This window comes from Dysosmobacter segnis (assembly GCF_014297285.1).
Classification (GTDB): domain Bacteria; phylum Bacillota; class Clostridia; order Oscillospirales; family Oscillospiraceae; genus Oscillibacter; species Oscillibacter segnis.
In genome coordinates, this window is the sequence record NZ_JACOQI010000001.1 from 131,609 (window position 1) to 154,264 (window position 22,656).

Here is a 22,656-nt window from a genome sequence, read left to right on the forward strand (position 1 = left end):
GGTGTGCGTCATGCGCATCGGAACTGTGGAGATCTCCTCAAAATTAGCGCTGGCTCCTATGGCAGGGGTGACGGATGCCGCTTTCCGGCAGATCTGTTCCGAGCTGGGAGCGGGCTACACTATTACGGAGTTGATCTCCTCCAAGGCTCTGTGCTACCATGACAAAAAGACCTTTTCCCTGCTGACCCAGTTTCCCGGAGAACATCCCGCAGCTGTGCAGATCTTCGGCAGCGACCCCGTCTGTATGGCGGAGGCCGCCCAGATCGCCATGGAACACACCGGGGCGGATATTTTAGATATCAACATGGGCTGTCCCATGGGTAAGATCGTCAACAACGGTGACGGCGCGGCGCTGATGAAGGACCCGGAGCTGGCGGGACGCATCGTGGAGGCGGTGGTGAAGGCCCTGCCCGGCGTGCCGGTCACGGCCAAGTTCCGCCGGGGCTGGGATCTGGGTCACTGCAACTGTGTGGAGTTTGCTCAGACTCTGGAGCAGGCGGGAGCGGCCGCCGTAGCGGTCCATGGCCGCACCCGGGCGCAGGTCTACGGCGGCACCGCCGACTGGAACTGCATCCGGGCGGTGAAGGAGGCTGTGTCCATCCCCGTCATCGCCAACGGCGACATCTGGAAGCCGGAGGACGCGGAGCGTATTCTGCTCCACACCGGGGCGGACATGGCCATGATCGGCCGGGGCTGCTTCGGAAATCCCTGGATCTTTCAGCAGGCCAAAGCCGTGCTGGAGGGACAGCCGGTGCCCCCGCTGCCGCCGCTGGCAGAGCGGTGCGAGACCGCTGTGCGGCAGATCCGCATGGCCGCAAGCTACAAGGGCGAGCGGGTGGCGGTGCTGGAGGCCCGGAAGCAGTATTGCTGGTATCTCAAGGGGATCCCCCATGCCAATTACTATAAGGAACAGATCGTACAGATGAATACCCTGGAGGATGTGGACCGCATTACGAAAGGCATCCAACGGGATCTGCGGGATTAGGAGGGGCCATGAACGATCAGGAACACAACTTGATACAAGCGGCCCGGAACGGCGATCAGGCGGCCTTCGGAGAGCTGGTGCAGCAGTACCAGAAGCGGGTGTTCGCCCTTGCGGTGCGGATGTGTCCCACGCCAGAGCTGGCAGAGGAGGCGGCGCAGGAGGCATTCCTCGCCGCGTGGCAGGGCCTGCCCTTTTTCCGGGGAGATTCCGCCTTTGCCACATGGCTTTACCGGCTGACCTCCAACGCCTGCGTGGATCTTCTGCGGAAGGAAAACCGCCATCAGGGACCGTCCCTGGACGATGAGACCGTCAGCGCCGAGGTTCCGGATCCCGCTCCCACGCCGGAGAAGGCTGTGGAGCAGCAGGAGCTGCGCCGGCAGATCGAGGCGGGACTGCAAACGCTGTCCCCGGAGCACCGGGAGGTGCTGATCCTGCGGGAGATCCAGCAGCTAAGCTACGATGAGATCGCCGACGTTTTATCGCTGGATCTGGGGACGGTAAAATCCCGAATCAACAGGGGACGGCGGCAATTACGGGAATTTTTGCTGAAACAGGGGAACTTTTTATCGTCCGCTGCGTCTAACAAAACAGAAAGGGGGCTGTGAAATGAATATCCATGAAAACACCGCCCTGCTGGACGCCTTTGTGGACGGCGAGCTGACCAGTGAAGAAATGATTTTCGTCCAGTCCCATCTGGACGAGTGCCCGGAGTGCCGGGCCTATGTGGATGACGCGCTGGCGATCCGGGCGTCCTTCCCCACGGAGGACGATGCGGAGCTGCCGGCAGATTTTGCGGAAACGGTGATGAAGGCTGTGGCGGAAACGCCTCAGTCCCGGCCTAAGAAGCGGCAGCCCTGGGGCAAGCTGGCGGCGGCTGCCGCGTGTCTGGCGATGATCGTACTGATGCAGCACGGCACGTTGGGCAGCATCAGCGGCAGCAGCAATACCTCCGCTGCCTGTGATACGGCCCCGATGGAGGCCGCCGCAGCGGAAAGTGCTCCCGAGGAACGGTGCCTGACCGCCGCCGGCGGGGACAACGACTCGGACAGCTTTGCCGATACGAACACAGAAAGCAAAAAGACAGATGTGTATTATGCCTGCGCTCTGCCGCCGGATCAGACCACTATGGAGAATGACAGCGCGGCAGCTATGACCGACGGTTCCTCCGCTCAGGATGACCTCCCCACGGTGACGGTCAGCAAATCGGATCTGGGCGAGCTGCTGGATGACCGGGAACCCACCGAGGTAAAGCCGGGTGTGTGCCGGTATCTGCTGACCCGGCAGGAGTTTGAGGACTTGGCGGCGAAGCTGGCCGACCGGGGTGTGACACTGGAAACAGAGGACACCGACAGAGACCAGATCTGGCTGGAAATGCTCGACGAATAAACCGCGTAAACGGAAATGCAGAAAAAGCAATGCCTTTTGGCATTGCTTTTTTGTTTGAATTATGCTATACTGCCTTTTCGACAGGTGCCATCTCCCTGTCCAAGCGCCTTTGACCGGGCGTTCGTTCGGCAAGCCAACATAGGCCCGCCGTTCTCTAAACAAAAAAATGGAGGTTTTTTTATGTCCAAATGGTCTACCCGGCAGATCGCTACTGCTGCCATCATCGCCGCACTTTACACGGTGATGTCCCTGCTGTCCTCAATTTTCGGCCTGACCTATGGCCCCATCCAGTGCCGCTTTTCTGAAGCACTGACGGTGCTGCCCTTTTTCCTGCCGGAGGCGGTCCCCGGCCTGTTTGTGGGGTGTCTGGTGACAAATTTGATGAGCACCGTCGGCCCGCTGGATATCATTTTTGGCTCCATGGCCACGCTGCTGGCAGCGCTGTGGACGGCGAAGATGCCCAACAAATTTTTGGCGACCCTGCCGCCGGTAATCTGCAACGCTGTCATCATCGGCGCAATGATCGCGTGGTATGAGGGCGGCTTCTCCGCCCAGTTCCCCGCCCTGTTCGCCTACAATGCCCTGACGGTGGGCATCGGCGAGGCCATCGCCTGCTGTGTACTGGGATTGCTTCTGCTGGAGGTCATGCCCCGGATCCCTGCCCTGCGGGGACGGCTGGCAGTCCGGTAAAGCCTGTATACAAAAAGAATCCGCTTTGACATGATGTCAAAGCGGATTTTTTCGTATGTGCTGCTGAAATGATAAGCAAATCAGGCTTTGCTTGCGAAATAGGCCCGGGCATCATCGGCGTTCCGGCGGATCTCCGCTTTCAGAGCGTCCAGAGAGTCGAAGCGGATCTCGTCCCGGAGCCGCTTGTAGAATTCCACCCGGATGGACTGGCCGTAGAGATCCCCGTCAAAATCCAGCATCCAGGATTCCACCGTCAGGTCGCTGCCGTTGTTGACGGTGGGGCGGGTACCCACGTTGGTAACGGCGGCATAGCTGCTGCCGTCCATAAGGCAGACACGGGCGATATAAACGCCGTCTCCCGGCACCAGTACATGAGGGGGCGGCACCAGATTCACCGTGGGGATGCCGATGGTGTGGCCGATGCGGCGACCGTGCCGCACCGTCTGGGTCAGGATATGGGGATGGCCCAGATACTCCATGGCCCGCTCCACCTGTCCAAGGCTTACCAGACGGCGGATGTAGGTGGAGCTGACGGTGATGCCGCCCACCGTGACCTCCGGGATAATGTCGCAGCCAAGACCCAACTCGGCGCACTTGCTTTTCAGCAGTTCCGGAGTGCCTTGGTTCTTGTGGCCGAAGCGGTGGTCATGACCGGCCACCAGATGGACGGCGTGATACCGCTTAATGAGAATTTCCGTTACGAAATCCTCCCAGGAGGTGGTCATCATCTCCTTGTTAAAGGGCACCATGATGACCTCATCGATGCCGTAGAGACTTTTGGCCAGCCAGGCCCGGTCCTCCGGGGAGTTGATGAGGGGCACCGGTACACCGGTGACCACCTCCTTCGGCGGCTGTGCCCAGGTGAACACCGCAGAGCGGACGCCCCGGCGTTTGGCTTCCTCCACGGTGCGGCGCAGCAAGGCGCCGTGACCCAGATGGACCCCGTCGAAAAAGCCCAGAGCAATGACTTTTGGTTGAATGGACATGGTTTTATGCTCCAAAAAAGTTCTTGATAGATGTCAGTGTGCCGTTTTCGGCACAAGAAAGACAGAGAAATTCACCGTTTTTGCCATGGACCCGATAGGTGCCGTCCGCCAGCTCCGGCACCGTAATGGGGTTGCCGTTGCGGACCCGGGCCTCCTTGCCGGGAGATGACAGGGTATAAAGAGGATAGGACGCAAACATGGACTCCACAGGCCGCAGCAGAGCTTCTCCTTGGGCTTGTACGTCCTCAAGGGAGACTGCCTCCGCCAGTGTGTACCCGGCGGCCATGGTGCGGCGGAGACTGAACATAGTGCCGCCGCAGCCCAGCGCTTGCCCGAGGTCATGGCACAGCGTCCGCAGATATGTTCCCTTGGAGCAGCGGCAGCGGAGCAGATAGTCCGTCTCGCTGACCTGTTCCAATAGCTCTAACTCAAAAATGGTGATATTGCGGGGCTTCCGCTCTACCTCCTTGCCCTTTCGGGCCAGATCATAGAGCTTTTGGCCGTTGATCTTGATGGCGGAATACATGGGCGGGATCTGCGCGATAGGGCCGGTGAAGCGGGGGAGGACGGCTTCCAACGCCGCCCGGTCCACAGTGACGGGATGGGTCTCCAGCGTTTCCCCGGACGTATCCTGGGTGTTGGTGACCAGCCCCAGCCGCAGACCGGCGATATACTCTTTTTCGCCGTTTTCCGCGAATTCTACAGCACGGGTAGCCTGTCCCACGAACACAGGCAGAACGCCGGTGGCCATGGGGTCTAACGTGCCGCCGTGGCCTACCCGCTTTTCCTTCAGAATCCCCCGGGTCTTGGCACAGATATCCATGCTGGTCCATCCGGAGGGTTTATCGATTATTACAATGCCGCTGGCCATAGGCGGTTCCTCATTTCTTGAAATCCGGGACGATCCGGGCGATGGCGTTCAGCATTTTTTCCTCTGCCTCCGCCTGGGTAACGCCCTCCAGCGTGGCTCCGGCGGCGCGGGCATGGCCGCCGCCGCCCAACAGACGGCAGACCTCCGTGGCGTTGACCCGCTCGCCAGTGCGGAGAGAGAACTTCCAAACGCCGTCTCCCAGCTCCCGCATGGTCACGGCGCAGTCCACCCCCTGGATCTGGGGGCCTAAAGCGGAAAGCTCCTCCGCATCGCTCTCCGTGGCGTGAAATTTTTCCAGCAGCGACCGGGGGACGGACAGCACCGCCGTCCGGTTGCTGTCGTAAAATTTTGCCTCTGCCAGCATGGCGGCCTCCAGCTGCATCTGCACGCGGGATTTCGTCTGGAAGAACAGCTTGTTGACGGCGCGGTAGTCAATGCCGGTGTCCATCAGCTCCGCTGCGGCCCGGTGGGTGGCGGCGGTGACGTTGGAGTAGATGAAGCCGCCGGTGTCCGTGGAGATGGCCACATACAGCGGCAAAGCGATCTCCGGCGTCAGGGGCGTCAGCTCCCGGACAATGTCCAAGATCAGCTCGCCACAGGCGGCGGCCTCCGGACGGACGATGTTGGCCTTGCCGAAGCCCTCAAAGGAGGGGTGGTGGTCGATGGCCAGATCAACTTTATCCGCGTAAGACTTGGCATTGTCGGGGAACAGTCCCACCGTGGCGATGTCCGTGGATACCACTTTTTCCGGCACGAAGTCCGCCGGAGCGCTGTAAGGGGTAAAATAGGGAGCGGTATTCTCCGTCAGCCCGGGATTGGGCAGCAGGTAAGCGGTCTTGCCCATGGCCCGCAGCGCGGCGCACAGCCCCGCAGCACAGCCAACGGTATCACCGTCGGGCCGGATATGGGTCAGGATCAGGACGCGGTCAAAGGAGCGCAGCAGCGCGGCGGCCTCGGAAACGGTCAGCATCCCTTATTCCTCCTCCGGCAAAACGGCGTCATTGTCAGGGTTCACCGGCTTTACCTTCTCCGGATCCCGAAGGACCTCCAGAATGTGTGCACCGTAGGCGATGGAATCGTCAGCGATGAACTGAAGCTCCGGGGTGTAGCGAAGCTGCAAGGCGTGGCCCAGCTCCCGGCGCAGGAAGCCGGAAGCGGACTTCAGTCCCTTCAGCACATCCTTTTCCTGATTTTTATCCAGAACACTGACATAAATTTTGGAATAGCGCAGGTCTCCGGTGGTGTCCACACGGGTGATGGAGACCATGCCTACCTGAGAGACGCGGGGATCCTTCAGACGGCGAAGCTGGTCTGCCAGCTCCCGCTGGATCTCCTCATTGATGCGTCCGATACGGTTAGATGCCATAAAAATTCTCCTTTCTGATAGTGGGAGATGAAAACCGGGCGGCGGCTATGCCGCCGCCCGGGGTCAGTTGGAACAGATTTTTTGAGAGGGTTTAGCGGGGGATCTCCTCCATGGTGTAGCCCTCGATGATGTCGCCCAGCTTGATGTCGTTGAACTTCTCCACGGTCAGGCCGCACTCAAAGCGCTCCTTGACCTCCTTGACGGAGTCCTTGAACCGCTGCAGGGAGCCGAGGACGCCCTCGTGGACCACGATGCCATCCCGGACCACACGGACGGAGCAATCCCGGCGCAGGCAGCCGTCCTGCACGTAGCAGCCGGCCACGGTACCCACGGAGGAGACCTTGTAGGTCTCCCGGACCTCGGCGTGGCCAAGGACCACTTCCCGGTACTTGGGAGCCAGCATACCCTTCATAGCGGTTTCGATCTCGTCGATGGCGTCGTAGATCACGCGGTACATCCGCATATCCACGTTCTGACGGGCGGCGCTTTCACGGGCAGCGGAATCCGGCCGGACGTTGAAGCCCACGATGATAGCGTTGGACGCGGCGGCCAGCGTCACATCGGACTCGTTGATCGCACCCACAGCGCCGTGGATGACCCGGACGTTGACCTCGTCATTGGACAGCTTCTCCAGAGAGGCCTTCACAGCCTCCACGCTGCCCTGAACATCAGCCTTGACGATCAGAGCCAGCTCCTTGCGCTCGCCGGACTTGATCTGGTCGAACAGGTTCTCCAGAGAGACCTTCTGCACGGGTGCGGCGGCCTTAGCGCGCTCCTCTGCCTTGCGCTGCTCCACCAGCTCACGGGCCATACGCTCGTCGGCCACGGCGAAGAAGGGCGCACCGGCCACGGGAGCCTCGGACAGGCCCGCGATCTCCACGGGGACGGAGGGACCGGCCTCGGTGAGACGGTTGCCCCGGTAATCCAGCATGGTGCGGACACGGCCCACGGAGGTGCCGGCGATGATGATGTCGCCCTGCTTCAGAGTGCCGTTCTGCACCAGCAAAGTGGCCACAGGACCCCGGCCCTTGTCCAGACGGGCCTCGATAACGGTGCCCTGACCGGCCCGGTTGGGGTTGGCCTTCAACTCCTGAACCTCTGCCAGCAGAGCCAGATTTTCCAGCAGGTTCTCAATACCGATGTGCTTCTTGGCGGAGATCTTGCACACGATGGTCTCGCCGCCCCACTCCTCGGGCACCAGACCGTATTCCGTCAGCTGCTGCATGACCCGGTCGGGGTTGGCATTTTCCTTATCAATCTTATTGACGGCCACGATAATGGGAATATTGGCGGCCTTGGCGTGGTTGATGGATTCCACGGTCTGGGGCATGATGCCGTCATCCGCAGCCACCATCAAAATGGCGATGTCCGTCACCATGGCGCCCCGGGCACGCATGGAGGTGAAAGCCTCATGGCCCGGAGTATCCAGGAAGGTGATGGGCTTGCCGTTGATCTGCGCCTGATACGCGCCGATGTGCTGGGTGATGCCGCCGGCCTCGCCGGAAGCCACGGAGGTGTTCCGGATGGTATCCAGCAGGGAGGTCTTGCCGTGGTCCACGTGGCCCATGACCACCACAACGGGGGCACGGGGCACCAGGTCCTCGGGACGGTCCTCAGTGGTGTCAATGAGCTTCTCCTCGATGGTGACGACCACTTCCTTTTCCACCTTGCAGCCAAGCTCCTCGGCCACGAAGGAGGCGGTATCGAAGTCGATCATCTGGCTCAGAGAGGCCATGACGCCGTTTTTCATCAGGCACTTGACTACCTCTGCGCCGGTCTTCTTCATGCGGCTGGCCAGCTCACCCACGCTGATCTCATCGGGGATCTGGACCTTGACGGGGGCCTTCTTAGCGATTTCGAGCTGCAGCTTGCGCATCTTCTCGGCCTCGTCCTGACGGCGCTTGTTGGAAAAGACCTGACCGCCCTGACGGCCCTTGTTGTTGCGGAACTTCTCCTTGCCGCCCTTCTGGGCCATGCGCTCGCCCCGCTGACCGCCCAGCTCTTCCAGACGCTGGTCATACTTGGCCAGGTTCACGTCGCCGCCCTTGCGGGTATCCACCAGCTTTTTCTCAGGCACACGGGTGGTGGGCTGAGCGGTGGCTGTGGACTTGTTAGACTTCTGCTGGGGGACTGCCTGCTGCTGCGCGGGCCGCTGGACCTGCTGGACCGGCTTCTGCTGAGGCTGGGCCTGTGCGGGCTTCTGCTGTCCCTGCTGGGCAGGACGCTGCTGGGGCTGCTGTGCCGGCTTTGCGGTCTGCTGCGCCGCAGTGGGCTGAGCCTTGGGAGCCTCGGCCTTAGGCGCTTCCACCTTGGGGGCTTCCGGCTTCTTAGGCTCGTCAGCATAAATGGCAGCAATATTGGAAATCTGGTTGTTCTGGGTCAGATGCTCAAATACGATGGACAGCTCATGGTCCTCCAGCGCCTGCATGTTGCTCTTGGGCGCAGTGGCATACTTATCCAGAATTTCTGTGATGACCTTGGCGGGCATACCGAAGTCCCGCGCCACATCTCTTACTCTATATTTTTCAATAGCCAATCAAAACACCTCTTACACTCTCCAACCCGGGGGCTGGGCTCGTTCATCTATGAAAACACCGACAGCGTATCAGCTTTCCTTCTTGCGGAAGGAGCCTTTGCCCTTTTTCACCGGGCGGCTGTGGGCGTATGGATTCGGCCTCCCCTTGGGTTTGGGGCGGTTGCTTTTGGAAGGGCGGGACCCGCTCTTGCGGAAGGGCCTGCCGGTGCGGTCATCCTTGGCAAAGGATTTTGCCGTTCCGCCGTTTTCGGCGGTTCTGCGGGGACCGGCCTTTTCTGCGCGCTTGTCGGACACTTCTGCGCTGCGGCGCTGCTTCTCGCCGGACGGCTTACCGGAGACGTCTGCGGGTTTGACCTCTTTCGCATCGGGCACTTCCTGCTTTTTGGGGCGCTTGATGCCCCGACGCAGGTTCTTTTCGTGCTGGGCGGCTTCACTTTTTCGCTCTGCGGCACGCTTGGCCTTTAGTTCCAGCTTGGCAAGATCTTCGTCATATTTCTCCGGGTCCATCTCCGCCAGGCGGCGGACCACGGCGACTGCGAGGCCGATGTCTGTAATAGCGACCACGGCGGCGGAGCCACGGCCGGTGGCCTGCCCCAGTTCCTGCTTGGTAAAGGGGATCCGCAGCCACACACACTGACCGGCTTCCGCAAAGTGCTGCACCCGGCGGGCGGTATTGTCCGCCGCATCAGACGCCAGCAGGAGCACCCGTGCGTCTCTGGCGCGGGCCACAGCTTCCACCGGTTCTTCGCCTACTTCCAGGTTCCGGCCCCGGAGGCACAGGCCAATGAGGGAGAGAAACTGTTCATTCCTGTTCATTGTGTCCCTCCAATTCCGCTTCCATGGCGTCATAGACCTCCGGGGGGATGGCTGTGCTGAAAGCACGTTCCAGCGCTCTGGATTTCCGGGCTTTTTTCAGACATTCCACATCGTGGCACACATAGGCGCCACGACCGGGCTTTTTGCCCACAAAATCCAGACTCACAACGCCCTCCGGGGATTTGACCACCCGCAGCAGGCTTTTTTTATCCTTCATCTCCCGGCAGCCCACACATTGCCGCTGGGGGATCTTTTTCACTTTCTGCATTCAGACAGCCCTCCCTTACACATGGCGCGGCGGACCGCGCCGGGCTTTATCTCCTTCTGTTTCTTCTGCTGCGCCGCAGGTACAGCACTGCGATACCCGCAGCCACGCCGCAGAGAAAGAAACTCAACTGTGTCACTGGACGGGTTCCTCGTCCACGATCTCCTCATCGTCCTCACCCTGATAGCTCTCCGGCTTGATATCGATCTTATAGCCGGTGAGACGGGCGGCCAGACGGGCGTTCTGGCCCTCCTTGCCGATGGCCAAAGACAGCTGATCGTCAGGCACGATGACGCGGCAGGCCTTGCCTTCCTCCGCCATCATGACGTCCACCACGTCGGAGGGCGCCAGAGCAGCGGCGATGAACTGGGCGGGGTCCTCGCTCCACTTGATAATGTCGATCTTCTCGCCCCGCAGTTCGTCCACGATGGCGGCGACACGCTGGCCCTTGGGACCCACGCAGGCGCCGATGGGGTCCACGTTCTCGTCAGCAGACCAGACGGCCATCTTGGTGCGGCTGCCGGCTTCCCGGGCGATGGACTTCACCTCCACGGTGCCGTCATAGATCTCGGGGACTTCCAGCTCGAACAGGCGCTTGACCAGGCCGGGATGGGTCCGGGAAATGAGAATCTGAGGGCCGCGGGTGGAGCGGCGGACATCCACCACATACACCTTCACGTGCTGGCCCTCCACCAGCTCCTCGCCGGGGACCTGCTCGCCGGAGAGCAGCAGGGCCTCAGTGGACTCCGTACCGGTGCCGATCCGCAGGGACACGGCGTTGGTGCGGGGGTCGATCCGGGTCACCACGCCGGTGAGGATCTCGTGCTGCTTGGAGTTGAACTCGTCATACACCATGCCCCGCTCCGCTTCACGGAGGCCCTGGATAATGACCTGCTTGCCGTTGCCGGCAGCGATGCGGCCAAACTCCGTGTTGTCCACAGGGATGTTCACCACGTCGCCGATCTCGTATCTGGCGGAAATGGTCTTGGCCTCCTCAACGGGGATCTCGTTGAAGGGGTCCACATAGTCCTCCTCCGCCACCACGTTCTTCTGCACGTACATCTTCAGCCGCTGATGTTCCTCATCCACGTCCACAATGACGTTTTCCACGTCCTTGTGGTCCCGCTTGTAGGCGGTGGTGACAGCCTGGATGATCTTATCCATCATGAAGGTCTGGGGAATGCCCCGTTCCTTTTCCAGCATAGCCAGAGCTGCGAAGATCTCCGGGATGTTCATACCCGCGGGTTCCTTCACCTTTTTCTTGCCTTTCATTGCGATTCTCCTTTTTACTTTATACGTCTTTTTTTGAGACAGGGATAACAGATTAAAATTCCACCCGCAGGCGGCACAGGGCCACATCCTTCTTGCCGAAGGTATAGGCAGTGCCGTTGAGGTCCACGGTGAGAGAACCGTCGGCCTCGTTGTAGGCGGTCAGGGTGCCGGGGAATTCCTTGCGGCCGTCCACCGGCTTGTAGAGCTTCACCAGCACGGGGCTGTTCAGATACCGCTGGAAGTCGGCGGGACGCTTCAGCACCCGCTCGGCGCCGGCGGAGCCTATCTCTAAGGTATAGCTGCCTTCGATGGGGTCGGCCTCGTCCAGCAGATCGCTGAGGGCGCGGGAGATATTCTCACAGTCCAGAATATCCACGCCGCCCTCCTTGTCAATGAGGACCCGGAGGTACCAGGTGCCGGCCTCCTTCACATATTCCACGTCCCACAGGGAGCAGCCCTGTTCTTCCACGATGGGTGCCGCCAGACGGGCGGTGAGATCGGTGACCTTTTCCATGGGATTCTCCTTTCGGTTTTTCATTTGCGGCGGAGTGCGGATACCACAAAAAAGAGCGGACCTTGCGGTCCACTCACAACTTACACTCCTTTAATATGCATTAAGATAACACACTTTATGATAAATTGCAAGGGCGTTTCCAGACTTTTTTGAAAAAATCACGCTGATTTTTTACAATTTTCGGCCAGTTCCGGAGAAAAATCCCCGGAACCGCCGAAAAACAGTCAACGCACCCGGCAGCCGCCCCATTCCACCGCCGTGAAGCCGGTGCGCTCCGGAGCGGTAAGGCTCTGGGCGGGGATCTCCATGAACTTGTCCAAGGGCTTCCAGGCCATGAATACCCGCAGCAGGGTGTCCGGGGCCGGGTCGATGGTCAGCTTTGCCGCCTGCGTATAGCGGTCCGACTGGAAGGCGATGAGATTATAGGGATTCTCCTGCATCTGGGGCAGCCAGTAGACGATGAACTCGTTGGCCTCTCGCCGGGTGAGGCCCAGCTGGGCCAGCGCATCCTCCAAAAAGGCAGCGGTGTCGGTTCCTGCCACGCAGAAGCCTTGGGAGAAGTCATACGCGATGGTATCCGTACCCTCCCAGTAGAGATAGCTGTAAGTCTGTCCGGCATCGTCTGTCAGAGTCCCATCCGGGCAGGCAGTCACTGCCCAGCCGTCGCCGTAGGTAGGATAGGTGCAGGTCAATGCTCCGGCGTAGTCCAGCTTTACCGTGACGGCGGTCTCCTCCTCCGGATAGAGGTAGATCACCGGCTTGGCGGCGGCCTGTTCCTCCCGACAGGCTGACAGGCTCAGCATGCAGGTCAGCGTCAGAAGCGCTGCGAAAAACCGTTTCATAAAGAAGAGCTCCTTTCTGTTCAATAAACCGAGGGGGTTGATTCCATTCTACCTGTATAGACGGGAAAAAGAGCGGTTTGGTTCCGCACGAAAGCAAAAAAACAGAGCGGAACTTCTGAAAAGAAGTTCCGCCCTGCTTTACGCGGTAAAGAACATGGCCAGAATGGAGGTGATGATGCCGCAGACACATAGAGCGATGGAGCTCATGGCGCCCTGAAGAGGACCAATCTCCAGCGCCTTGCTGGTGCCCACCGCATGGCTGCACGCGCCGATGGCCACGCCCTCCACCACCGGATCGGTGACATGGAATACCTTGGCAAACAGCGGGGCCAGCATAGCGCCCTCGATCCCGGTGATAATGACCGACGCCGCAGTCAGAGCCGGAAGACCGCCGCTGCTCTCCGCAATGCTGACGGCGATGGCCGTTGTGACACTTTTGGGCAGCAGAGAATTCAGCAGGGAGGCCTCCGCTTGAAACAGGCGGCAGAGCACCTGTACCAATAGCATGCTCACGAGACTACCCACAAAGCAGCCCAGCACCACCGGCCAGAAGTGCCGCTTCAGAATGGCCCGCTGCTGGTAGATGTTCAGAGCCAGAACGGCGGTGGCGGGAGCCAGCAGCAGTTTGATAATGCTGCCGCCGGCGTTGTAGTTGTCCAGAGGGATGTGGAACAGCAGCATGATCCCGATGACCAGCAGACTGGCCACCAGCACCGGATTGCAGATCAGAAGCCCCGTCCGCTTCTGGAACCGGACGGCCAGATACCAGCAGAGCAGTGTCACGCCGAGACCGAAAAAGGGCGTGGAAGTCAGCGTATCAATCATGGGACGCCTCCTTTGCGTGAAACAGCTTCATCAGCAGCCGGACGCTCCAGACTGTTGCCGCGTACACCAGCGGTGTGCTGACAAGGGAGACCACCAGGAAGGGGACAAGCTGCAGCTTCAGCACGTCCAGATATTCCAGAGTTCCCACCACGGAGGGAATGAAAAACAGCCCCATATTGTCGATGAGAAAGTGGGAGGTCCCCTGAATCGTCCGCTCCTTGACCCCGCCGCTGAGCAGCAAGATCAACAGCAGGATCAGGCTGATGACACTGGCGGGCAGTGTAAAGGGCAGCAGCGCCGCGATCCATTCACCTGCCATACAGATGAGAAATACAATACAAAATTCTACAATCAGATTCATAACGATCACCTCGGTAAAAAGCAATCCTCAGTTTATGCGCGGCGGCCGGGGAAGTCAATGTGAGAAACAGAGAAAGAAACGGTATTTTTTCGCAGATTTTTAGCAGGAAAAAGCCGACGGGGCGAAACTGCTGCTTCGCCCCGACGGATCAGTTTTCGATTTTTTAAAACCGGGAGCCGCTTGGCTGTTCTCCGGTAAGGGGAGTGAACCGTCATTTCCGCCGGAGAGCGGCCAGCAGGCAGGCAGCCAGAAAAACCGTCAGGTCCGCAGCTACCACCGTTGCCCCTACCGGGGTAGAAAAGCCGAAGGAGATGGTGAGCCCCACGCAGAAGCACACCACGGAGGTCACGGCGGCGCAGAGGATCACGCCACGGAAGCTCTTGAACAGTCGCATGGCGGTCAGAGCCGGGAAGATCACCAGCGAGGAGATGAGCATAGCGCCCATCATCCGCATTCCCAGCACGATGGTCAGGGCCGTGAGGATGGCCAGCAAGGTGTTGCAGGCATCTACCTTCAACCCGGTGGCCCGGGAGAAACTCTCGTCAAAGGTGACGGCGAAGATCTGATGGTAAAAAAGCAGGTACAGCGTCAGCACCGTTACCGACAGGATCACGGACAGGGCCACGTCTCCCTTTGTCATGGCAAGGACGCTGCCGAACATATAGTTGTCCACATCGGTGGTCATGCCGGTGGTCCGGGAGATCACCAGAATACCGATGGCCAGCGCCGAAGCGCTGACGGCGGCGATGGCGGCATCACTGTTCCAGTGAGGATGGCTGGCCATCCGAAGCAGGAAAAATGCCGCCAAAATGACCACAGGAATGGAAAAATACAACGGCGTTACGCCCAGCGCCACGGCGATGGCCAGCGCACCGAAGGAGACGTGGCTCAGGCCATCGCCGATCATGGAGTACCGTTTCAGGACCAGCGGAACGCCTAACAGGGCGGCGCACAGGCTCACCAGCACACCGGCGATCAAAGCCCTTTGCATAAAGGGGTAAGAAAACATCTGCAAAATATTCATGATTCCAGTTCCTCCCGGAAGCGGCGGCCCTGGGGACTCGCCAGATAGTCGGATGCCGTGCCGGTAAAGAGGCCCTTTCGTCCGATGTGCAGTACTGTGCGGGCGCTTTTCAGCGCCGCCTTCAAATCGTGAGTCACCATCACGATGGCCATGCCCTCCTTTTGATTCAGGTAGGCCAGCGTTTTGTAGAGGTCCTGAGCGGCGGCGGGGTCCAGACCGGTGATGGGTTCATCCAAAATCAAAAGCTGGCTGGCGGCGCACAGGGCGCGGGCCAATAGCACCCGCTGCTGCTGGCCGCCAGAGAGATCCCGGTAGCAGGCGTCCTTCAGCTCCAGAATTCCCAGCTTGCCCAGGTTCATCATGGCTTCGGACCGCTGGGCCGGGGTGTAGAAAAAATACAGCCCCTGCCGGTTCAGGCAGCCGGAGAGCACCACCTCCAGCACGGTGGCGGGGAAATCCCGCTGGGCCCGGGTCTGCTGGGGAAGGTAGCCGATGGCCCCGTGCTTCAGTGCCGGGGCGTGCTCAATGGTGCCGCTCTGGGGTTGGATCAGTCCTAAAAGTCCCCGCATGAGGGTGGATTTGCCGGAGCCGTTGTCCCCCACTACGCAGAGGTAGTCCCCCTTTGCAATCGTAAGGTCCAGATCGGTAAGCACCGATTTTCCCTCATAGCCGAGGGAAACGTCTCGGCAGACGATCAGTTCGTTATCCTTCATGCTTTGCCTCCTGACAGTGGTCGCAGAGCCCGGTCAGCACGGTGCGGCGGGGATCAATGCGAAAGTGGTGTTCGGAGGACAGATGGCGGCAGACCTCCTCCAAGTGCCGGCAGTCCAGATGGATCATCCGCCCACAGCCCTCACACCGCAGCAGAAAGCAGTCGTGGGAATGCCCGGCCTGGGGACAGTATTGGTAGAGCGCCCCCTCCTCCGTGGTGACCTTATGGACCAACCCTTGCTGGGTCAGCTTGTCCAACTGGCGGTAAACGGTTGCCAGCCCTACGGTGAGACCGCCGTGCCGCAGTTCCTCAGAAAGATCGGCGGCGGAGAGACATTCCTCCGCCCGCAGCTGTAAACAGCGCAGTACCGCCTGCTGCTGTTTGGTTTGATAAGCCATCCTTGCCTCCAATATGAAAATGATTATCGTTTTCATATTATAACCGGAAAAACAAACCTGTCAAGACCGTTGCAAAAATTCAAAAAATAAGGTATGGTAGAGGGGAATATAGAACGGCGGCAGTGCCGCCGGGCCAAATATCGAATAGACAAGAGAAATAAAGGAGAAGCAATATGGCTGTTTCTTTGGTGATCATGGCGGCAGGCCTCGGTTCCCGGTATGGCGGCAGCAAGCAGGTGGACGGCATCGGCCCCAACGGCGAAATTCTGATGGAGTATTCCATTCACGATGCCCTGCGGGCCGGCTTTGACAAGGTGGTGTTCATCATCAAGCCGGAAATGCGGGAGATGATGGACGAGCTGGTGGGCTATCTCAAGGAGAAAAAGACGGCGAAGGGCCAGCCGGTGCAGGTGGCCTACGTCTATCAGGACTATACCTCCGTACCGGACTTCTATCACATTCCTGAGGGACGCACCAAGCCCTTCGGCACGGTCCACGCCCTGCTGTGCGCGGAATCCGCAGTGGACGGCCCCTTCTGCGTCATCAACGCCGATGACTATTACGGGGTGGACGCCTACCGGACGATTTATGAGGAATTGGTCAAGCTGCCTGCCGAGGGCAAGGGAACCATGGTGGGCTATCTGCTGAAAAACACTGCCAGTCTCCACGGCACCGTGTCCCGGGGCGTCTGTAAGGTCAAGGACGGAAAACTGGATACCATTCAGGAGGCGCTGAAGGTCCAGCTCTATCCCGACGGACACCTGACGGATCTGGACACCGACACGGACCTGGCCCCGGATACGGTGGTCTCCATGAACTTCTGGGGCTTCATGCCCTCGATCTTCCCGGCGCTGCGGACCTATTTTGAGAACTTCCTCCGGGGGCTGCCTGATGACGCGGTGAAGGCGGAGTGCCTGCTGCCGCTCATGGTGGGCGAGGAGTTGAAGGCGGGACGCATGACCGTTTCCGTGCTCCATTCCAAGGATCTGTGGTTCGGTATGACCTACCGAGAGGACCGGGGCCGTGTGGCAGAGGACCTGCGGCGACTTCACGAGTCCGGCGTTTATCCGCCCTCTCTGCGGGACTGAATAGAAGAATGCGCATTGGCCCGGAGGCAGGACGGCGGTCCCGCTTCCGGGCTTATGTATTTATTGTGAAAAATTTGTCACCAAATTGTTATTGAATTTTTTCCAAATTGTATCGACTTTTTTCGGTAAAAAGTGTCTAATAGGAGATGCACTGTGTTTACATAATGTCAAGCGCTGAAGGAAAGGGGGAATGTGTCCGTGGCAGGTAAGCGTATGAGGAAAAATCCGCATGGCTGGATGCTGGCTGCGGTGCTGCTGTTGGCGGCTGCTGGCCTGCTGGCGGTACATTCCCATCAGACGGCGGCGGTCCCACCGGAGGAGCCGGCACAGGAGGAGCCGTCCGTAACGGTGATCCCCGCGGAACCGGAATTGCCGGAAGAGCCAGTGGAGGAAGAGCCTGTCCCGGAGAAACCCTGGGGGCCGATGGCGGAATCGGCGCCGGTGGATGACAGCTATTTTGACGATGTGGCTTTTGTGGGGGACTCCCGGACTGATGGCTTCCGGCTTTACAGCGGATTGAACCGAGGCACATATTTCTGCGTTACCGGAGAAACAGTGGCCTCCGCTACGGAACTGGAAAACTGGAAGGGCGAAAATGGGAAAAAGGTCTCTCTGGCAGAGGCCGTGGCCGCCGCAGACTGCGGAAAGATCTACCTGATGCTGGGCGTCAACGAACTGGGCTGGAAGGGGACGGACATCTTCCGGGGCCATGCGGAAAACCTGATTCGCCGACTGAAGGCGGACCATCCCGACGCGGAGCTGGTGATTCAGTCTCTGCTGCCGGTCTCGGCGGAGCAGGACACCAAAGGCTCCTATGTCAATAACCAGCGAATCTTGGCCTATAATCAGGTTTGGCGGGAGCTGGCAGAGGAAAACGGCTGCGCCTATGTAGATGTGGCGGAGGCCCTCACCGGAGAGGACGGCTGTCTGCCGGAGGAGTTGAGCTTCGATGGCGTTCATCTGAACCGGGCGGGCTGCCGGCTTTGGCTGGACTATCTCCGGACGCACAGCGTAGCGGGGAAAGTACCGGGGGAATCTGCGTCCGCGCAGACGGAATCGGAAGAAGCCGGTCCTGCACCTGCGCCGTCGGAATCGGAGCAGCCGTGAACCCGCGGGGCTGAAGACCCTTGGATCAATAAATGAAAACTGCCTGTACCGGGTTTGAGGATCGGTACAGGCAGTTGTTTTTTATGGGAGAATATGTAGAAAGACGGACGGCGTGAGCCGTCCGTCTTTCCGTGTAAGATAGAGAAAAGAGAGGGAAAATAAGATTGGTTGGGATTGCTTCTATGGCTTTATCATACGGTGTGAAAACGGAAAAGTCAACAGGTGATGCCGATTCTTCATAAATTGTTCACAGAATAACAAAACGAATAAATCTGTTCATAAAATGTTCAAAAATACAGGTGAAATATTGGGTTGACGAATGTTTTAACGTATGATAATATTTAGCATACTAAAAATTAGGACACTAAATGTAAAGGAGCTGATACCGATATGAAACCAGCCTGCGGACCGGATTTTTTGGGGCCTTTGTTAGGCCACGCGACCCATCTGGCACGGGAACGGATGGATGCCCGGTTATCCCGGTATGACATGACTCCCTCCCAGACCCATACGCTGCTGTATCTCAGCAGTCACGGCTACACCGCCCCCCAGCGGGATGTGGTGGAACACCTGCGGGTGCGGCCCTCCACTGCCAACGGTATTCTGGACCGGATGGAGGAAAAGGGCCTGATCCGCCGCACGGCGGATGAAAATGACCAGCGGCAGAAGCAGGTCACGGCCACGGAGAAGGGCCGGGAACTGAACAGTCTGGTGCAGGCTGCCTTTCAGGAGGCGGAAGCGGTCATGGTCAAGGGGCTACGGCTGGAGGAGACTGAAGCGCTGCGGCTGCTTCTGTATCGCGTTATCGAGAATTTAGAGGAGGACCGAACCACATGCTGAAAAAACTCGGGCCATACGCAAGGCCCTATTCCAAATGGATCGCGGTGGGCGTTCTGTGCAGCGCTGCCGAGGCTATTTTTGAGCTGCTGATCCCGCTGGTGATGGCGGATATTGTGAATATCGGCATTGAAACGGCGAATCAGAACTACATTCTGCAAAAGGGCCTTCTCATGATGGGGATGGCCGTCATCTCCCTGTGCTTCGGCCTGGGGGCTGCGGCATCTTCCTCCGTTGCCGGACAGGGTTTCGGCGCGGAGCTGCGGCGGGCGGAGTATGAGCACATTCAGGATTTTGCCTTTTCCAACATCGAGAAGTTCTCTACCGCGTCCCTTGTGACCCGGCTGACCAATGACGTCAACAATATGCAGATGACGCTGATGATGGGGATGCGGCTGCTGGTGCGGGCCCCGGTGATGCTGGTGGCGGCGCTGGTGCTGTCCATCCGGCTGAGCCGTGACCTGAGCAACGTATTTCTGGTGGTGATCCCCCTGCTGCTGATCGTCATCGTCCTGATCCTCACCAAAGCGGGGCCGCTGTTCCGCTCCCTCCAGGAGCGGACGGACGCCCTGAACCTGGTGGTGCAGGAAAACCTCACCGGCATCCGGGTGGTAAAGTCCTTCGTCCGGGAGGACTACGAGGAGGAGAAGTTCGCCAAGCGCAACGGTGATCTGAAGGAAAGCTCCATGCGGGCCTTCGGCATGGTGGTCATCAATATGCCTGTGATGATGCTGGTGGTGTACAGCACTATCATCGCCGTCATGTGGTTCGGCGGCAAAATGGTCTACGCCGGGACGCTGCCGGTGGGCGACCTGACCGCCTTCTTCACCTATATCACCCAGATTTTGATGTCCTTGATGATGGTTTCCATGATGTTCATGATGATGACCCGGTCCATCGCCTGCGCCAAGCGGATCGTGGAGGTTTTGGAGGAGCGGCCCGCCATCACCGACGACAGCGCCAAGGCGGACGCCGCCGTGAAGGACGGCAGCATCGACTTTGACCATGTGTTTTTCAAATACAGTGAAACCAGCCCGGAGTGGGTGCTGAAGGATGTGAACATCCACATTCCCAGCGGAGCCACAGTGGGCATTTTGGGCGGCACCGGCAGCGGAAAGACCAGCCTCATGAGCCTGATCCCCCGGCTGTACGAGGCGCAAGAAGGCACCGTCTCCGTAGGCGGACGGCCGGTGGCGGACTACACCATGGAGCATTTGCGGGAGTCCGTCAGCGTGGTGCTGCAAAAGAACACCCTGTTCTCCGGCACCATCCGGGAAAATCTGCTCTGGGGCGATCCCAACGCCACGGAGGACCAGCTTTGGGCCGCCTGCCGCGCTGCCTGTGCCGACGAATTTCTGGAGCGGATGCCTGACGGTCTGGACACCGATCTGGGACAGGGGGGCGTCAATGTCTCCGGCGGACAAAAGCAGCGGCTGTGCATTGCCCGTGCTATTTTGAAAAAACCGAAGGTGCTGATTTTGGACGATTCCACCAGCGCTGTGGATACTGCCACGGATGCGAAGATCCGTCAGGCATTCCGGCAGGATCTGCCGGGAACCACCAAGCTCATCGTGGCCCAGCGGGTGACGTCCGTCTTGGACGCCGACCTGATTCTGGTGATGGATGACGGCGCGGTGGCGGCCCAAGGCACCCACGAGGAACTGATGAAGACCTGCGAGATCTACCGTGAGGTCTACGAATCCCAGCAGGAAGGAGTGAGCATTGGTGGCTGAGAACAATACGAAACGCGGACCGGGCCACGGTCCCGGTGGACCCCGGGGCGGCTTCCGAAAGCCCAAGGACCTGCGGGGCACCCTAAGCAAGCTCATGGGCTATCTGGGGCGGTATAAGGCGCTGCTGGTGATCGTGGTGATCCTGCTGTTTATCAGCGCCGCCTGCTCCGTGGCAGGCTCCTATCTCATCAAGCCCCTCATCAATGATTATATCCTCCCCGGCGATTTTATCGGCCTTGCCAAAATGCTCTGTGTCATGGCGGGGGTCTATGTTGTGGGGGCAGTGTGCTCCTACGGTTATGCGCGGATCATGGTCCATGTGGCCCAGAACATCGTGGCAAAGCTCCGGGTGGACCTGTTCAACAAAATGCAGAAGCTGCCCCTGAAATTCTTCGATACTCACACCCACGGTGAGCTGATGAGCCGGTACACCAACGATATCGAAACGGTGTCCGAGGCTTTGAACAACAGCTTCGCAAGCCTCATTTCCTGCTCCCTGACCTTTGTGGGCACAGTCATGATGATGATCGTCCTCAGTCCCATCCTGACGGCCATCACCGCCGTGATGCTGGGGGTCATGCTGCTGGTGGTGAAAACCATCGGCGGCCGCAGCCGCCGGTACTTTGCCGCCCAGCAGAAGGCCATCGGCGCGGTGAACGGCTATATCGAGGAGATGATCGAGGGCCAGAAGGTCATTAAGGTCTTTAACCACGAGGATGCCGCCAAAGCCGGCTTTGCCGGACTGAACGAGGCCTACCGGGACGCCGCCACCCGGGCGCAGGCCTACGCCGGGGCTATGATGCCCGCCATGGGAAACCTGAGCCACATCAATTACGCCATCACCTGCTGCATCGGCGGCCTGCTGGCCATCCGCACCGGCGATCTGGGCGGGCTCTCCGCCTTTTTGCAGTACACCAAGCAGGTGAGTCAGCCCATCACCCAGATCTCTCAGCAGGTGAACACCATCCTCTCCGCTGTGGCCGGCGCGGAGCGGGTCTTTGAGATCATGGAGGCGGAGCCGGAGGTAGATGACGGCAAGGTGACACTGGAGCGAGTGAAGGAAAACCCGGACGGCACCCTCACCGAGGCAAATTATGACACCGGGGCGTGGGCGTGGAAAAAGCCGGACGGCAGTCTGGTGCCCCTGCGGGGGGATGTGCGGTTCGACCATGTGGTGTTTGGTTACGATGACCGGAAGATCATCCTCCATGACATTTCCCTCTTTGCCAAGCCCGGTCAGAAGATCGCCTTTGTAGGCTCCACCGGCGCCGGAAAGACCACTATCACCAGCCTTATCAACCGGTTCTATGAGATCCAGTCCGGCACCATCACCTATGACGGCATCAATGTTCGGGACATTCAGAAAGACTCTCTGCGACGGTCACTGGGCGTGGTCCTGCAAGATACCCACCTCTTTACCGGCACGGTGGCAGACAACATCCGCTATGGCCGTCTGGACGCCACCGACGAGGAGGTGGAGGCCGCGGCCCGGCTGGCGGGAGCGGACGGCTTCATCCGCCACCTGCCTGACGGTTATCAAACGGTCCTCACCAGCGAGGGCGGCAGCCTCAGCCAGGGCGAGCGGCAGCTTTTGAACATCGCCCGCGCCGCCTGCGCCAACCCGCCGGTGCTGATTCTGGACGAGGCCACCAGTTCCATCGACACCCGGACGGAAAAGCTCATCGAAAAGGGCATGGACCGGCTGATGGCGGGGCGCACTGTGTTCGTCATTGCTCACCGGCTCTCCACCGTCCGCAACTCCAAGGCCATTATGGTTCTGGAGCAGGGCAGTATCATTGAGCGGGGCGACCACGAGGACCTGCTGGCCCAGCACGGCCGCTACTACCAGCTCTACACCGGTCAGGCTGAACTGGCGTAAAGAAAAGTCCCGCCATATAGGAAAGTCCCTGCGTACATAGTACGCAGGGACTGAGGCTGTCGATAAAGTAGTAAATTCTCCGCGACGGTAAGGAAGGGTGTGCGCGGGAAACCCAAGAAGGGTGTCCTGCGCCATTGAAATCCTTAGTTATCAGAACTTTTAT

General features: G+C 59.5%; 24 protein-coding genes. 9 read left to right on the forward strand and 15 right to left on the reverse strand.

Annotation, left to right across the window (positions count from 1 at the left end):
* Window positions 1-10: 10 nt before the first annotated feature.
* The 4 genes from dusB to H8Z83_RS00745 all read left to right on the forward strand — a co-directional run bounded on the left by dusB (window position 11) and on the right by H8Z83_RS00745 (window position 3,061).
* Window positions 11-985: a tRNA dihydrouridine synthase DusB gene (gene dusB / locus H8Z83_RS00730; RefSeq protein ID WP_187013278.1), complete on the forward strand. Its 975-nt coding sequence runs from the start codon at window positions 11-13 to the stop codon at window positions 983-985.
* An 8-nt stretch (window positions 986-993) separates the two neighbouring features.
* Window positions 994-1,590, forward strand: a complete 597-nt coding sequence (locus H8Z83_RS00735; protein WP_187013279.1) for an RNA polymerase sigma factor — start codon at window positions 994-996, stop codon at window positions 1,588-1,590.
* A 1-nt stretch (window position 1,591) separates the two neighbouring features.
* Complete coding sequence (locus H8Z83_RS00740; RefSeq protein ID WP_187013280.1) at window positions 1,592-2,371, forward strand: anti-sigma factor family protein; 780 nt, start codon at window positions 1,592-1,594, stop codon at window positions 2,369-2,371.
* A 180-nt stretch (window positions 2,372-2,551) separates the two neighbouring features.
* Entirely contained in the window at window positions 2,552-3,061 is a 510-nt protein-coding gene (locus tag H8Z83_RS00745; protein WP_187013281.1) for a QueT transporter family protein, read from the forward strand.
* Window positions 3,062-3,141: 80 nt separating this feature from the next.
* Here H8Z83_RS00745 and ribF read toward each other — a convergent pair whose 3' ends face one another.
* The 15 genes from ribF to H8Z83_RS00820 form a co-directional block, all read right to left on the reverse strand.
* Entirely contained in the window at window positions 3,142-4,047 is a 906-nt protein-coding gene (gene ribF / locus H8Z83_RS00750; protein ID WP_187013282.1) for a riboflavin biosynthesis protein RibF, read from the reverse strand.
* 4 nt (window positions 4,048-4,051) lie between these two features.
* Entirely contained in the window at window positions 4,052-4,918 is an 867-nt protein-coding gene (truB, locus tag H8Z83_RS00755) for a tRNA pseudouridine(55) synthase TruB (RefSeq protein ID WP_187013283.1), read from the reverse strand.
* A 10-nt stretch (window positions 4,919-4,928) separates the two neighbouring features.
* A complete protein-coding gene (locus tag H8Z83_RS00760) occupies window positions 4,929-5,888 on the reverse strand; it encodes a DHH family phosphoesterase (RefSeq protein ID WP_187013284.1) in 960 nt (319 codons plus the stop codon).
* Window positions 5,889-5,891: 3 nt separating this feature from the next.
* A complete protein-coding gene (gene rbfA, locus H8Z83_RS00765) occupies window positions 5,892-6,284 on the reverse strand; it encodes a 30S ribosome-binding factor RbfA (protein ID WP_187013285.1) in 393 nt (130 codons plus the stop codon).
* A gap of 91 nt (window positions 6,285-6,375) precedes the next feature.
* Entirely contained in the window at window positions 6,376-8,772 is a 2,397-nt protein-coding gene (gene infB / locus H8Z83_RS00770) for a translation initiation factor IF-2 (protein ID WP_366463641.1), read from the reverse strand.
* A gap of 117 nt (window positions 8,773-8,889) precedes the next feature.
* On the reverse strand, window positions 8,890-9,636 hold the full coding sequence (locus H8Z83_RS00775) for a L7Ae/L30e/S12e/Gadd45 family ribosomal protein (protein WP_187013287.1): 747 nt from the start codon (window positions 9,634-9,636) through the stop codon (window positions 8,890-8,892).
* A complete protein-coding gene (gene rnpM / locus H8Z83_RS00780) occupies window positions 9,623-9,904 on the reverse strand; it encodes an RNase P modulator RnpM (RefSeq protein WP_187013288.1) in 282 nt (93 codons plus the stop codon). Before rnpM ends, H8Z83_RS00775 begins: the two co-directional genes overlap by 14 nt.
* 132 nt (window positions 9,905-10,036) lie before the next feature.
* Window positions 10,037-11,173: a transcription termination factor NusA gene (nusA, locus tag H8Z83_RS00785; protein ID WP_187013289.1), complete on the reverse strand. Its 1,137-nt coding sequence runs from the start codon at window positions 11,171-11,173 to the stop codon at window positions 10,037-10,039.
* 52 nt (window positions 11,174-11,225) lie between these two features.
* Window positions 11,226-11,687: a ribosome maturation factor RimP gene (rimP, locus tag H8Z83_RS00790; protein WP_187013290.1), complete on the reverse strand. Its 462-nt coding sequence runs from the start codon at window positions 11,685-11,687 to the stop codon at window positions 11,226-11,228.
* A gap of 224 nt (window positions 11,688-11,911) precedes the next feature.
* Window positions 11,912-12,529: a hypothetical protein gene (locus H8Z83_RS19480; protein WP_243184665.1), complete on the reverse strand. Its 618-nt coding sequence runs from the start codon at window positions 12,527-12,529 to the stop codon at window positions 11,912-11,914.
* Window positions 12,530-12,667: 138 nt separating this feature from the next.
* The gene (locus H8Z83_RS00800; RefSeq protein ID WP_187013291.1) at window positions 12,668-13,354 is read right to left on the reverse strand and encodes an LrgB family protein; all 687 of its coding nucleotides are present in this window, start codon (window positions 13,352-13,354) and stop codon (window positions 12,668-12,670) included.
* A complete protein-coding gene (locus H8Z83_RS00805) occupies window positions 13,347-13,715 on the reverse strand; it encodes a CidA/LrgA family protein (RefSeq protein ID WP_187013292.1) in 369 nt (122 codons plus the stop codon). Before H8Z83_RS00805 ends, H8Z83_RS00800 begins: the two co-directional genes overlap by 8 nt.
* 211 nt (window positions 13,716-13,926) lie before the next feature.
* On the reverse strand, window positions 13,927-14,739 hold the full coding sequence (locus tag H8Z83_RS00810) for a metal ABC transporter permease (RefSeq protein ID WP_187013293.1): 813 nt from the start codon (window positions 14,737-14,739) through the stop codon (window positions 13,927-13,929).
* On the reverse strand, window positions 14,736-15,452 hold the full coding sequence (locus H8Z83_RS00815; RefSeq protein ID WP_187013294.1) for a metal ABC transporter ATP-binding protein: 717 nt from the start codon (window positions 15,450-15,452) through the stop codon (window positions 14,736-14,738). The genes H8Z83_RS00810 and H8Z83_RS00815 overlap by 4 nt, the downstream gene beginning before the upstream one ends.
* On the reverse strand, window positions 15,442-15,849 hold the full coding sequence (locus H8Z83_RS00820) for a Fur family transcriptional regulator (protein ID WP_187013295.1): 408 nt from the start codon (window positions 15,847-15,849) through the stop codon (window positions 15,442-15,444). Before H8Z83_RS00820 ends, H8Z83_RS00815 begins: the two co-directional genes overlap by 11 nt.
* A gap of 173 nt (window positions 15,850-16,022) precedes the next feature.
* On the opposite strand from H8Z83_RS00820, the gene H8Z83_RS00825 reads away from it, so the two are divergent.
* The 5 genes from H8Z83_RS00825 to H8Z83_RS00845 all read left to right on the forward strand — a co-directional run bounded on the left by H8Z83_RS00825 (window position 16,023) and on the right by H8Z83_RS00845 (window position 22,493).
* On the forward strand, window positions 16,023-16,937 hold the full coding sequence (locus H8Z83_RS00825; RefSeq protein ID WP_187013296.1) for a nucleotidyltransferase family protein: 915 nt from the start codon (window positions 16,023-16,025) through the stop codon (window positions 16,935-16,937).
* 198 nt (window positions 16,938-17,135) lie between these two features.
* On the forward strand, window positions 17,136-18,044 hold the full coding sequence (locus H8Z83_RS00830; protein ID WP_187013297.1) for a GDSL-type esterase/lipase family protein: 909 nt from the start codon (window positions 17,136-17,138) through the stop codon (window positions 18,042-18,044).
* A gap of 390 nt (window positions 18,045-18,434) precedes the next feature.
* Window positions 18,435-18,884 (forward strand): MarR family winged helix-turn-helix transcriptional regulator, encoded by a 450-nt coding sequence (locus H8Z83_RS00835; protein ID WP_187013298.1) that lies wholly within the window; start codon window positions 18,435-18,437, stop codon window positions 18,882-18,884.
* On the forward strand, window positions 18,878-20,614 hold the full coding sequence (locus tag H8Z83_RS00840; protein ID WP_187013299.1) for an ABC transporter ATP-binding protein: 1,737 nt from the start codon (window positions 18,878-18,880) through the stop codon (window positions 20,612-20,614). The genes H8Z83_RS00835 and H8Z83_RS00840 overlap by 7 nt, the downstream gene beginning before the upstream one ends.
* Window positions 20,607-22,493 (forward strand): ABC transporter ATP-binding protein, encoded by a 1,887-nt coding sequence (locus H8Z83_RS00845; RefSeq protein WP_418481995.1) that lies wholly within the window; start codon window positions 20,607-20,609, stop codon window positions 22,491-22,493. The genes H8Z83_RS00840 and H8Z83_RS00845 overlap by 8 nt, the downstream gene beginning before the upstream one ends.
* Window positions 22,494-22,656 lie beyond the last annotated feature (163 nt).

Bases quoted from the DNA above. Each gene is read 5' to 3' on its own strand.
- rimP (WP_187013290.1), bottom strand. From the start codon at position 11,687: ATGGAAAAGGTCACCGATCTCACCGCCCGTCTGGCGGCACCCATCGTG.
- H8Z83_RS00835 (WP_187013298.1), top strand. From the start codon at position 18,435: ATGAAACCAGCCTGCGGACCGGATTTTTTGGGGCCTTTGTTAGGCCAC.
- H8Z83_RS00735 (WP_187013279.1), top strand. From the start codon at position 994: ATGAACGATCAGGAACACAACTTGATACAAGCGGCCCGGAACGGCGAT.
- H8Z83_RS00775 (WP_187013287.1), bottom strand. From the start codon at position 9,636: ATGAACAGGAATGAACAGTTTCTCTCCCTCATTGGCCTGTGCCTCCGG.
- H8Z83_RS19480 (WP_243184665.1), bottom strand. From the start codon at position 12,529: ATGAAACGGTTTTTCGCAGCGCTTCTGACGCTGACCTGCATGCTGAGC.
- ribF (WP_187013282.1), bottom strand. From the start codon at position 4,047: ATGTCCATTCAACCAAAAGTCATTGCTCTGGGCTTTTTCGACGGGGTC.
- H8Z83_RS00810 (WP_187013293.1), bottom strand. From the start codon at position 14,739: ATGAATATTTTGCAGATGTTTTCTTACCCCTTTATGCAAAGGGCTTTG.
- H8Z83_RS00740 (WP_187013280.1), top strand. From the start codon at position 1,592: ATGAATATCCATGAAAACACCGCCCTGCTGGACGCCTTTGTGGACGGC.
- infB (WP_366463641.1), bottom strand. From the start codon at position 8,772: ATGCCCGCCAAGGTCATCACAGAAATTCTGGATAAGTATGCCACTGCG.
- H8Z83_RS00815 (WP_187013294.1), bottom strand. From the start codon at position 15,452: ATGAAGGATAACGAACTGATCGTCTGCCGAGACGTTTCCCTCGGCTAT.
- H8Z83_RS00745 (WP_187013281.1), top strand. From the start codon at position 2,552: ATGTCCAAATGGTCTACCCGGCAGATCGCTACTGCTGCCATCATCGCC.
- nusA (WP_187013289.1), bottom strand. From the start codon at position 11,173: ATGAAAGGCAAGAAAAAGGTGAAGGAACCCGCGGGTATGAACATCCCG.
- H8Z83_RS00820 (WP_187013295.1), bottom strand. From the start codon at position 15,849: ATGGCTTATCAAACCAAACAGCAGCAGGCGGTACTGCGCTGTTTACAG.
- H8Z83_RS00840 (WP_187013299.1), top strand. From the start codon at position 18,878: ATGCTGAAAAAACTCGGGCCATACGCAAGGCCCTATTCCAAATGGATC.
- truB (WP_187013283.1), bottom strand. From the start codon at position 4,918: ATGGCCAGCGGCATTGTAATAATCGATAAACCCTCCGGATGGACCAGC.
- rnpM (WP_187013288.1), bottom strand. From the start codon at position 9,904: ATGCAGAAAGTGAAAAAGATCCCCCAGCGGCAATGTGTGGGCTGCCGG.
- H8Z83_RS00805 (WP_187013292.1), bottom strand. From the start codon at position 13,715: ATGAATCTGATTGTAGAATTTTGTATTGTATTTCTCATCTGTATGGCA.
- H8Z83_RS00800 (WP_187013291.1), bottom strand. From the start codon at position 13,354: ATGATTGATACGCTGACTTCCACGCCCTTTTTCGGTCTCGGCGTGACA.
- rbfA (WP_187013285.1), bottom strand. From the start codon at position 6,284: ATGGCATCTAACCGTATCGGACGCATCAATGAGGAGATCCAGCGGGAG.
- H8Z83_RS00825 (WP_187013296.1), top strand. From the start codon at position 16,023: ATGGCTGTTTCTTTGGTGATCATGGCGGCAGGCCTCGGTTCCCGGTAT.
- dusB (WP_187013278.1), top strand. From the start codon at position 11: ATGCGCATCGGAACTGTGGAGATCTCCTCAAAATTAGCGCTGGCTCCT.
- H8Z83_RS00760 (WP_187013284.1), bottom strand. From the start codon at position 5,888: ATGCTGACCGTTTCCGAGGCCGCCGCGCTGCTGCGCTCCTTTGACCGC.